The organism is Streptomyces sp. NPDC090032, from assembly GCF_044748025.1.
Taxonomy (GTDB): Bacteria; Actinomycetota; Actinomycetes; order Streptomycetales; family Streptomycetaceae; genus Streptomyces.
Window position 1 is genome coordinate 1 of the sequence record NZ_JBIVFF010000034.1, and the last position, 10,840, is coordinate 10,840.

The 10,840-nt window shown below is 66.3% G+C and carries 8 protein-coding genes; 4 read left to right on the forward strand and 4 right to left on the reverse strand.

The genetic code is table 11. The annotated features are described in order from the left end of the window. Positions 1-651: 651 nt before the first annotated feature. Positions 652-1,152, reverse strand: a complete 501-nt coding sequence (locus tag ACIPWY_RS40210; RefSeq protein WP_393706203.1) for a hypothetical protein — start codon at positions 1,150-1,152, stop codon at positions 652-654. 49 nt (positions 1,153-1,201) lie between these two features. Here ACIPWY_RS40210 and ACIPWY_RS40215 point away from each other — a divergent pair, with 49 nt between their 5' ends. After that, positions 1,202-2,218 carry a methyltransferase domain-containing protein gene (locus tag ACIPWY_RS40215; RefSeq protein WP_401537081.1) on the forward strand — a complete coding sequence of 339 codons (1,017 nt, stop codon included), beginning with the start codon at positions 1,202-1,204 and terminating at the stop codon, positions 2,216-2,218. Positions 2,219-2,371: 153 nt separating this feature from the next. On the opposite strand, the gene ACIPWY_RS40220 is transcribed toward ACIPWY_RS40215, so the two are convergent. Then, on the reverse strand, positions 2,372-3,037 hold the full coding sequence (locus ACIPWY_RS40220; protein WP_401537083.1) for a LuxR C-terminal-related transcriptional regulator: 666 nt from the start codon (positions 3,035-3,037) through the stop codon (positions 2,372-2,374). Positions 3,038-3,071: 34 nt separating this feature from the next. After that, the gene (locus ACIPWY_RS40225; protein WP_362909388.1) at positions 3,072-4,037 is read right to left on the reverse strand and encodes a sensor histidine kinase; all 966 of its coding nucleotides are present in this window, start codon (positions 4,035-4,037) and stop codon (positions 3,072-3,074) included. Positions 4,038-4,427: 390 nt separating this feature from the next. Here ACIPWY_RS40225 and ACIPWY_RS40230 point away from each other — a divergent pair, with 390 nt between their 5' ends. The 3 genes from ACIPWY_RS40230 to dacB are packed head-to-tail and all read left to right on the forward strand — an operon-like array spanning position 4,428 to position 8,237. Then, positions 4,428-5,111 carry an ABC transporter ATP-binding protein gene (locus tag ACIPWY_RS40230; RefSeq protein ID WP_389574556.1) on the forward strand — a complete coding sequence of 228 codons (684 nt, stop codon included), beginning with the start codon at positions 4,428-4,430 and terminating at the stop codon, positions 5,109-5,111. After that, positions 5,108-6,448, forward strand: coding sequence for an FtsX-like permease family protein (locus ACIPWY_RS40235; protein ID WP_393706206.1), 1,341 nt, complete (start codon positions 5,108-5,110; stop codon positions 6,446-6,448). Before ACIPWY_RS40230 ends, ACIPWY_RS40235 begins: the two co-directional genes overlap by 4 nt. Before the next feature lie 7 nt (positions 6,449-6,455). After that, a complete protein-coding gene (gene dacB, locus ACIPWY_RS40240) occupies positions 6,456-8,237 on the forward strand; it encodes a D-alanyl-D-alanine carboxypeptidase/D-alanyl-D-alanine-endopeptidase (RefSeq protein ID WP_401537086.1) in 1,782 nt (593 codons plus the stop codon). A gap of 368 nt (positions 8,238-8,605) precedes the next feature. Here the strand turns inward: dacB and ACIPWY_RS40245 are convergent, their stop codons facing one another. After that, a complete protein-coding gene (locus ACIPWY_RS40245; RefSeq protein ID WP_393706208.1) occupies positions 8,606-10,564 on the reverse strand; it encodes an acyl-CoA dehydrogenase family protein in 1,959 nt (652 codons plus the stop codon). Positions 10,565-10,840 lie beyond the last annotated feature (276 nt).

The window sequence follows — 10,840 nt, forward strand, 5'->3', positions numbered from 1 at the left end:
CGGCATGCCCACCGACGAGGCATCGGTCAATGTCACCCGCGCCCGCCTCGGACGTCTCCTCCGCCAAGGCTTCCTCACCCAGCCCGGACGAGGCCGCTACCAGAAACGGACTTAACGCCCACTGAGTCCTCCACAGGGCGGGACCAGGGAGGAGGCTTGGGATTCCAACTGGGCCAGTCCGGCGGATCAGGGTGCGCTTCGGGCGGTTCGTCGCAGACAGTGCAGACACCGGGGAACAAGAGTGCCTCGAAGTAGTCGTGAGCGAAGCCTCCGGGGCCCTTGTAAGCAAGTTGCGCGGCCGCCAGGCAGTCCCGGCCAGCCCTGCATCGGCCACAGCAATCGTGATCGGTGATATGCCGGTCCACCTTCTTGCTGCACCCGTAATGCCCGCACACGTAGTAGCCGCCTGCATGGTTGGTCCAGCGGCGCGTTACGGGTTCGCTGTTGTCGTCATCGATATCCGGCTCGGGATCTGCCACGGACGCACGGGCGTTCGCGAGGGCGCGGAAGCCGACGCCCACCGCCACCACCACGATGCTGATCACCCCCGCTTTGTCGGCGGGCCCGAGGCCCTTCCAGCGGTCAACGAGACGCTGACGCAGGGACCTTCCCTCGTTGCTGTCTTCCAGAGACTCGCAAGGGTGCGCGTCATCACTCGGTGTGCGGCATGTCGGATCGTCCGGCGCTGTCATCGGACAGGTTGTCCTCTCTGCTCGGGGAACCGGATGCTGAGAGGCGGCCGGTCAGTTCGGTGGCCGCGGCGTCGAGCGCGACATGCAGTGCGGGGATCAGAGTGAGCGCGGCCGCCACGTACTCAGGCTTCGCCTTCTCGTCGGCCTGCACCGCGGCGAACGCCTCAAGCGGCGTCATCGGCACCAGGCGACGCATCCAAGCGAGGTTGGCCCGGCTTCCTGCATAGCGGTTAGTGAGTAGCTCAAGCGGAGACAGGGGTGGCGCTCCCTCGCCCCGCATCAGCCAGGCCAACCCCTTGTTTGAGACGAGGCGACAGATCGCGTCCCCCGCACCGGACGCGGACGGTTCGCTTTCGGCCTCCTTCACCAGGCGCGCGGCCAGGGCACGTTCCCGGTCATCCCGGGGCGCCGGGTTCTTGATGCCGTCGAGGTAGTCCCGCGCGCCCCCGGTGCCGTACATGCCGACCCAGGCCCCATCCATGTCCCGCTCGGGGTCAGCATTCTGGAGGATGCGGATCGCGGCCGGGTACCGGGCCTACTCGACGGGCGACGTGGGGCGGCTGCGGGAGGTGTTGGCCTACCGGCGGCTGGGCTTTGGTCTGCGGGAGGTTGCGAAACTGGTCGACGACTCGTCCACCGACGCGATCGCGCACCTGCGCCGACTGCGCGGCCTACTGCTGGAGCGGCGTGATCGCGTAGACGCCATGGTGACAGCCATCGACAGGGAACTTGAGGCACGGGCGAAGGGACTGAAGGTGACACCGGAGGAGCAATTGGAGATGCTCGGTGCACGGCTGTACGACGCGATCGGCGGCGCTTACCCCGCAACACGGCGTACCGAGCCGCGGATCGCCGCGCAGATCTGGGACGCGCTCGGCGACGCGCAGACGGTACTGAACGTCGGGGCCGGCACCGGCTCCTACGAGCCCGCTGATCGCGACGTGACCGCGGTGGAGCCATCGGCAGTCATGCGAGGGCAGCGGCCTGTCGGCTCGGCACCGTGCGTGGCCGCTGCCGCGGAGAGGCTTCCGTTCGAGGATCACGCCTTCGACGTCGCTATGGCCGTTTCCACTGTTCACCACTGGGGGGACCCGATAGCGGAGCTGCGCGAGATGCGGCGTGTGGCCCGCCGCGTGGTGGTGCTGACATTCGACACCGACGAGGCTGGATGGCAGGGCCGGTTCTGGCTTACCCGCGACTACCTGCCCGAGTTCGCCGCCGTTCTCGCGGAATTTCCCTCACTCGCGGGGATGGCCGACGCGATCGGCGCCCGCACTGAGCCGGTGCCCATCCCGTGGGACTGCGCTGACGGCCTGTTCGAGGCGTACTGGCGCCGACCGGAGGCGTATCTGGAGGATCACGTGCGCCGTGCGATGTCGGTGTGGACAAGGGTCGGACCGGAGGCCGAGCAGCGGGCGGTACGAAGTCTCAGCGACGACCTCCATTCTGGCCGGTGGGCCGAGCGCAACAACGACCTCGCCGACCTCACCGCGGCAGACCTCGGCCTTCGCCTGTTCATTGCTTGAATGGACACCGTTCCCGCTCCGTCACAACGGCTGTGGCTGGGCGTCTTAAGCTGGCCCGCCTGGCGAGCCCGCTGCGCCGTGCCATGTGTCCGCGCGTCACCCTCTGAGCCGAGGGGAATTCCGGTCGAGGTCGGAATCAGTCAACCCGTCGATTCAATTGTATTCAAACCAGGTCAGAATGGCCTTGACTCGTCTGTTGTCTTCGCCGGGAGCCATGCCGAGCTTCGCGAAAACATTCGCCACATGTTTGCTGACAGCAGCACCCGAAAGGAACAACTTCGATGCGATCTCCGCGTTGGAGCTCCCCTCAGCCATGAGGGCGAGCACCTCTCGCTCGCGGGCGGTGAGTCGGGCAAGTGGACCTTGGGGGGAGTCAGCGCGCGTGACGTGGCGGACGACCTCGGGGTCGATCACTACTCCACCCCTGGAGACCGTCTCGAGAGCCCGTAGGAAGTCTGCGACTCTTCCCACTTTCTCCTTGAGTAGGTACCCGACGGCTCCGTCAGCGCCTGGCCCGTTGAGGAGTTCTCGCACATATGGTCCCGTGACATATGCGGAAAGGACCACCACCGGCAGATCCCGGTACCGGGAGCGTAGGTCGATTGCAGCACGGAGCCCGTCATCTGTGCTTCCCGGTGGCATGCGGACATCCGTAATGACGATGTCTGGAGCGGCCCCGGCATGCATCAATGCATCGACAGCGGCCACCAGCTCATCGGCGTCTTCACATTCGCGGATCACGTCATGGGCGTTGGAGGTCAAGATTTCCCGGATACCCGCTCGAATCAGCACACTGTCGTCCGCCAGGACAATTCTCATGCCCGCCCCTATCGGGTTACTCAGTCTGTTTCTTTTACCATGGGGGTTGGCTGGGAGCGGACGCTGCAACCTCTGTTCCGCCACCAGCCGGGCTGAGGATTTCGAGATCCCCGCCGACACTCCGCATTCGCTCACGAAGCCCTGCGAGTCCGGAACCGGCGTCGATTCTCGCACCGCCGGCACCGTCGTCACGAACGCGCACTTTCACACCAGTTTTAGCGCATTGCATGTCGATCTGCGCGGTGCCCACACCTGCATGTTTCGCGATGTTTGTCAGAGCTTCGGAGACCGTGAAGTATACCGCCGTCGCCGTTGGCGACGAAAGCTGAGAGTCGTCGCCATTGCTGGTCAACTCGACGCGCAGGGGAGATCTCGCAGCCAGCTCCCGGACAGCTGCGATGAGGCCGAGGTCGCTCAGCTCACGGGGGTGGATATCACGCACCGTTTCCCGCAGCCGTTCCAGAGCGCGTTCCGCGTGGGCCTGCGCCTGGCGTGCCAGCTGCACGGTTCGCTCCTGGTCGTCGGCTGCCGTCTCCAGCATCCCAAGGCGCATGACGACGGCGACGAGCTCCTGCTGAGCTCCGTCGTGCAGATCGCGTTCGATTCGCTGTCGCTCAATCTCGAAGGCCGCAGTCAGGGACGCCCTGCTGCTGCGGAGCTCCTCAAGTTTCGCCAGCAGGTCCGAGTCCCGGCTTCTCGAGAAAACGCGCAGGAGAAGGTCACGAAGAAGGGACACTCCGGTCAACGAACTCACGGTGACTGCACCCAGAGCGATTCCTGCGGGCACGGCCAGAAGGGTTTCCTGGACTGATTTCGGCGTGAACGGGCCGACCTGTGCTGCGATACCGAAGGCCCAGAACACGGGAGAGAAAACCAAGGCGGCGGCGCCGATGAATCCGAAGAAGGAGATCAACAGTGACAGCGCGCACAGGAGCAACGTGGCGAGGAAAACAGGGAGGTCGGTTCTCCATACTGACTTCGAACGCAGCCGGAATGTCACCCATCGCGTCCAGCTCTGAGAAGCGGGTCTCAGGGGCAGTGCCTCAGCGCCACACAAATGGGCTCGTGACCGGTCTACCTCTGCCACCACTGGGGCCGCTACCGGCACAACGAGGAGAGAAAGCAGCAGAATCGGGAAGGCTATTGCTGCGACCAATTCTGTCAGTACCCTCCGGACCAAGCGAATCTGCGCCATGGCGAGCATTGTCGCACATGCCAGAAGGTAGACCCAGGTCTACCTTCAAGCAGTGCAGGCACCCGTGCGTCGGCCCTCGCGCCCTGCTTGGCTTGAGACATGCTTTTTTCAGCTTCTTCTTCTGCTCCGTGTATTCGTTTGCGTGGCCTTCAGATGGACTTTCCGGTCCCGGGGCGTCGACGCGAGACAACACGTGTGCTGCACGCTATCGACCTTGACGTTCCAGAAGGCCGGCTGACTGCCATCGTCGGCCCGTCCGGGTCCGGCAAGTCGACGCTCCTGCTGTGCACGGCCGGCCTGGAGCGAGCGACCGCAGGTTCCATCGAGATCCTCGGGACGGACATCCTTTCGCTCTCGCCGCGCAAGCAGGCTGCATTCCGCAGCGAGAACGTCGGCTTCATCTTCCAGGAGTACAACCTCGTCAGTTCTCTGTCCGTCGAGGACAACATCTCCCTTCCGGCGCGGCTGGCCGGCCACCGTGTGCCCACGTCCCGTGTTGACGACGCGATGACACGGCTCGGCATCGCCCAGCACGCCCGGCGGCGTCCCGACCGCCTCTCCGGCGGGGAACGCCAGCGCGTCGCAGTGGCCCGGGTCGTCGCGAATCAGCCGCGGATCGTCTTCGCCGACGAGCCGACCGGGGCGCTCGACCTCAAGTCCGGTCATGTCGTGCTCGACTGGCTCCAGGCGCTCCCCGTGCAGGGGAGCACGGTCCTCATGGTCACGCACGACCCTCACGCGGCCGCACGGGCCGACCAGGTCGTGGTGATGGGGTCCGGGCGCATTCACGCCGTCATTCCCGGTGGCGACTCGCGCGCGGTGAGCGATGCCGTCCTCGCGGCGCAGTCCGTGGATGAGGCAGGTGACGAGGCAGCATGATGCGACTCGTCTTGTCGGACATCCGCATGCAGGCATCCATGTGGCTGTGGACGCTCGTGTGTGCGGCGGTCGGCGCGGCATGCTCAGCCGGTTCGGTCATTGCCATGTTCACCGCTGTCTCGGCGGCGCGAGCAGCAGGCGATGCACGCATGTCCTCGGCGTCGATCGCGCTGGGCGGAAACATCGTCTTCTTCACCTTGTTCGCCGCCGTGGGCATCGTCGCGTCCGCGGTCGGTCTGACGTTGAAGACCCAGCGACGCGAACACGCCCTGTGGGTGATCCTCGGGATCCCCCGCAATCGAGTCAGGCGCATCCTGCGCACCGAACTGACGGTGCTCGGCACGATTGCCGGTGCGCTGGCGGTGCCGCTGGCTCCTCTGGTCGCGGGTATCGCCCTCGATCAGTGGACGGCCACGGGACTCGATCTGCACGGAGCAACGGTCGGGTTCGAGCTCTGGCACGTGGGCGTAGCTGTGCTGTTCGGGGTGGTTCCGTGTCTGCTCGGCGGCTGGGGAGTCACACGCCGCGCCGCCAAGACACCGGAGATGCGCGCCTTCCGGGACCTCTCGGATCCGCCGGCCCGGCCGGGTGCCGCACGCAGCGTTCTCGCCCTGTGTCTCCTCGCCGGAGTGGTCGGCATGTGGATTCCCGGGCTTGGACTGGAACTCGAAGGCGGCGTCGAACAGCGGACGGCCTTCGCTTTCGCCGGCGACCTGTTCCTCATCTGCCTGGCGTTGCTGATGGGGCCGTGGGTTCTCACGCCCCTGATGAAGCTCTGGACCGCACTCGTCCCGTCGCGCGGCGTCACCTGGCATCTTGCCGTGCAATCGTGCCGCGCACGGGCAGCTCGAAGCGTCACTACGGTGCTGCCCTTCGCGCTCTCCCTGTCGTTTGTCGGGCTCTTCATGGTGATGGGGAATGTCATGCCCGGAAGCAGCGCCGGGCTGGGTGACGTCATGGTCGTTCTGGGCTGGGTCTTCGTCGTGTCCTGGGTCGGCGGCCTCGCCGTGATCGCTCTGGTCGGGCGGGAGCGCACCCGTGACTCCGCAGTCGTGACGGTCGCCGGCGCACGACCGGGCGTGGTCACCCGGTCGACGATCTGCGAGGGAGCCATCTACGCCGGGACGGCAATCCTCTTCGGCGCGATCTCCATCGCCATCACGAGTGCCACCATCGCCGCGGGAGCCAGGATCAGTATCGCCCGCGTTCTGAACGGTCTCCCATGGGAAACGCTCGGCGCACTCGCCGCTGTGACCCTCCTGACCACCTGCCTCGCCCTGGCCCTGCAGGCTGCCCGCACATCACGCACAGTCGCGGCCCGGGCCCTGCGTTCGTAACTCCGGCATGACCACTCGCGTCACCGCCGCGCAACAAGATGAGGATCAACCCCAAATGTTCTCCAGGATCACTGGCTTCGTGCGCCGTCATACCCCGTCGGACCGCCAAGGCGTCGCCTTGCGGGAGCGCACTCTCATGAACGGCGCACACGCCGTCAAGCCGATGGCACGACGCCGACGGCCCCGCACCGTAGCCGTCGTCGCCGCCTCGACGGTCGCTGCGCTCACCGCTTCTGCGTGCCACACCGACACAGCCGACCAGCATCCTTCGGCTTCAGACTCATCGAGCGCTGCTGGAGTGAGCGCAGAGCTGCAAAAACTCATGCGAGGTACCCCATGGTCCTCGGGACAGTGGGGTCTTCAGGTCACCGACCTGAAATCCGGAAAGGTCGTGCAGTCCAAGAACGCCACGTCCAAGTTCGTGACAGGCTCGACCGCCAAGACCTTCGCCGTCGGCGCCGCGCTCGACACACTCGGGAGCAGCCATCGGTTCCGCACCCCCATTGTTCGCTCCGGTTCGGTATCGGACGACGGCCGCCTCTCCGGAAACCTCATCATGGTGGGAAGCGGCGATCTGACACTCGGCGGGCGGACCAACGCGCTCGGAAAGGTCGACATCCCGGATTTCGACCACACCGACGCAAACGCCGTGCCCGGTATGGCCACCCTCACGCGTGAAGACCCCCTCGCCGGCATCAACGACCTCGCCCGGCAGATCGCGGCGAGCGGCATCCGGCACATCGACGGAGACGTGGTCATCGACGACCGTCTCTGGGCCCCTGTGACGATCGGAGGCACACCCATCACGCCAACAGCCGTCAACGACAACCTCATCGACCTGCTGATAACCCCTGCAACACCCGGCCGGCAGGCAACCGTCGACTGGCGTCCCAAGACCGCCGCGTTCACCGTCGACTCGCGCGTCACCACGACTCCCGCCGGGACGAAGCCGGCCGTGAAGACCGACTCTCCCGCTGCCGGACGCATCCGGGTACGGGGTTCCGTGCCGGCGGACGCCACCGCGCCCTTCATCGCGACGTACCAAGTCCCCGACCCCGCCGCGTTTGCCCGCACGGTACTCATCGAAGCACTCGCCAGGCATGGCGTCTCCGTCGCGTCTCCAACCCTGGGGGCGAATCCCAGCAGCAAACTCCCGCCGGTGCAGAAAGTCAAAAGACTGCCCGTCTCCGCAAGTTACACGTCACCCCCCTTCAAGGAATACGCAAAACTGATCAACAAGGTCAGTCACAACCTCGGCGCCAACCTTCTGCCGCCCCTGATGGCCGTCCACAACGGCAAGCGCACCTACGCCGACGGCATGAAGACCGAACGTGAATTTCTTACTCGTGCCGGCATCGACCGTGATTCCTTCGATCTCGTGGACGCTCAGGGCCTCACCCGTGACAGGGTCACACCGGCCGCCCAGACACAACTACTGCGGAATCTCTCCCGGAAGAACTACTTCGGCGCCTTGCACGACTCCATGCCGACCATGGGCGTAGACGGCTCGCTGGCCGGTGTCATCAAGCCCACCGACCCAGCCGCAGGCCACATCCGAGCCAAGACCGGCACCCTGATCGGTGCCGTCAACGGGAAGTTGGCCCTGACCACCAAGGCACTCGCCGGATATGTCGATGCGGAGAACGGCCGCCGCTACGCCTTCGCCATCTACGTCAATGACATCCTCGCACCGGGTAACACCGTGAACGGTGCCATCGACCTGGCACTCAAAGCCAACAAGCAGTTGGGCGCCATGGCAGCAAGCATCTACCGGAACCCCAATCCCTGAGAAGCACAACCCATCCGAAGTGAAGGGGGCGCGGGATGATGGAGCAGAGTCCGGGCCAGGGGCAGCGGCCGGCCACACCAGATCGCGCCGGCTCGATGCCCGGTAGGGCTCGTACTCGTCCCGACCCGGAATCTGCTGCTGCCATGGCGGGCGGATGGCGACACGCGCGCGATGGCCGGGATAGGGACCGTGGCCAGGTCCCCGCAGCCAGTCGATCCGTTCGGCCGGGTCCGTGCCGCAGAGAATTCCGAAGCCGCAAATCAGGTCGAAAGCAGGCGAGAGGTGGCCAGGACGTCCAGGATGGACGGCTCGTCGTCGACGACCAGCAGCCGGGTGCCGGGCGGGACCTCTGGTGCGTTCACGCCCGGCTACTTGATCAGGTCCCGGGAGCGGAGCATCTCCGGCGGGATCCCCCAGGCATCAACGAGGTCGCCCGCGAGCGGTCGCACCTTGCGGCAGAGGTCGTTTACCTCACGGGTGATCGCCTTGGAACGCTGCACCGTCAGCCGACCGTGCTCCATGAACCAGGCGCGGTCCGCCTCGATCGTCGAGAGGGCGAAAAGATCGCACAGCAGCCCCAGCGCGACCTTGTCGTCCCCCTCGGGCAACGTGCCGAGCTTGTCGACGAACGCTTCGAGCACGAGTCGCTCGACGTGCGCGCGGGCCACTGCGATGACATGGTCCTGCACCCGGGAGAAGACAGCGCCGGGGGTGCCGCTCTTCTCGACGCCGCGCTTGAGTCGCCGGGCCACACCGGCGACCATGTGCTCCTCGCGGAAGCGCAGCATGGCCAGGTGGTACTCCGAGTCGAGCAGACCCGCCTCCTGGTCCCACGCGTCGCCGCCCGGCAGCAGGTCGCGCACGCGCTCCAGCAGTTTGTGGGCCGATGTCTTCTCGATGATGGTCTCGACGGCGAGGCCAGTGACGAAGCGGACCATGCCTAGCTGGTCGAGGTCCTCGAACTCGCTCGCGTACCCCGTGAGCAGGCCCTTGGCTACCAGCTGGAGCAGGACGTGGTTATCGCCCTCGAACGTCGTGAAGATGTCGCTGTCGGCCTTGAGCGCAGCGAACCGGTTCTCGGCGAGGTAGCCGGCGCCCCCGCACGCCTCGCGGCACTCCTGGATCACCCGGGTCGCGTGCCAGGTGCCGAGCGCCTTGGTGCCTGCGGCCCGCGCTTCCAGTTCCCGGCGCTCCTGCTCGTCGTCCTTGATCCCCGAGAGGACCTCGTGCAGGTCCGTGCGCACCACGTCCTGAGCGAAGTGCAGCGCGTAGGTGCGCGCGAGGAGCGGAAGGAGACGGCGCTGGTGCATGCCGTAGTCGAGCAGCAGTTGCTCATCGGTGTCCGACGTCGCCTCGAACTGCCGTCGGCGCAGCGCGTACTTCGTCGCGATCGTCAGTGCCACCTTGGCGGCGTTGATGGCGCCGCCGCCGACACTGACCCGTCCCTGGACCAGGGTGCCGAGCATCGTGAAGAAGCGGCGGCCGGGGTTCTCGATCGGGCTCTCGTACTCGCCTTGCGGGGTGACGTCGGCGAACCGGTTGAGGAGGGCCTCGCGCGGCACGCGTACGCCGTCGAACCAGAGGCGGCCGTTGTCGACACCGTTGAGGCCCATCTTGCGGCCGTCGTCCTCGATCCGGACGCCCGGCGCCGGTGCACCGTCGACGCGGATCGGGACGACGAAGGCGTGCACCCCCTGGGACGCGCCGCCCACCCGCAACTGGGCGAAGACGACGGCCAGTTCGGCGTGCCGGGCCGCGTTGCCGATGTAGTCCTTGCGGGCCTCGTCACCGCTCGTGGTGATGACGAACTCCTGGGTGTCGACGTCGTACGTCGCCACCGTGCCCAGTGCCTGAACGTTGGACCCGTGGCCGGTCTCGGTCATCGCGAAACAGCCCATGAGCTTCCCGGTGATCAGGTCCGGCAGGTAGGCCGCGTGGTGACGTTCGGTGCCGAGCTGCAGGATCGCGCCGCCGAAGAGACCGAACTGCACACCGACCTTCACCAGCACCGACAGGTCGCCGAAGGCGAGCGTCTCGAACGCGGCGATAGAGGCGCCGATGTCGCCGCCACCGCCGTACTCCTTCGGAAATCCCATCCCGGTCTGGCCGGTCGCCGCCAGCTCGACGACGAGCCCCCGCACGCGTTCGCGAAAGTCGTCGATGCCGAGCTCTTCGGCCTCGTCGAGAACGGAGGCGTGCGCGACGAGATTGGTGCGGACCAGGTCGCGGATCTGCGCGTATTCGCCGTCGAGCACGGTGCGCAGGGCAGATACGTCGACGTCGGGCTGTACGTAGCCGTCCTGGTGCGTGAAGGAGTCGGTGACCATGGTGCCCTGCTACCCCGACTCCGAAGTGATCAAGCGATGTGCGGTGCGGGTGTCCCGCCGGTGGCGCAACTCGTCACTTTCTCCCCGATGCCGATTCCCCGAATGCACCGGTGCTGGCGCGGACCACTAGGCGGGCGGCGAGTTCGACGTGGCCAGCTTGAGGCCCGGTCTTCTGCCGTTCAGAGGGCGTTAAGTCCGATCTTCCTCGGTTCGTGATCGCTCGATCGTGGGACTGATCGTCGCGCGGGGCATTCGGTCGGCATGTTCATGCTGAGA

Coding starts and splice junctions, on each gene's coding strand:
- ACIPWY_RS40220 (WP_401537083.1), bottom strand. CDS start 3,037: ATGAGAATTGTCCTGGCGGACGACAGTGTGCTGATTCGAGCGGGTATC.
- ACIPWY_RS40210 (WP_393706203.1), bottom strand. CDS start 1,152: ATGTACGGCACCGGGGGCGCGCGGGACTACCTCGACGGCATCAAGAAC.
- ACIPWY_RS40245 (WP_393706208.1), bottom strand. CDS start 10,564: ATGGTCACCGACTCCTTCACGCACCAGGACGGCTACGTACAGCCCGAC.
- ACIPWY_RS40215 (WP_401537081.1), top strand. CDS start 1,202: ATGCGGATCGCGGCCGGGTACCGGGCCTACTCGACGGGCGACGTGGGG.
- dacB (WP_401537086.1), top strand. CDS start 6,456: ATGACCACTCGCGTCACCGCCGCGCAACAAGATGAGGATCAACCCCAA.
- ACIPWY_RS40235 (WP_393706206.1), top strand. CDS start 5,108: ATGATGCGACTCGTCTTGTCGGACATCCGCATGCAGGCATCCATGTGG.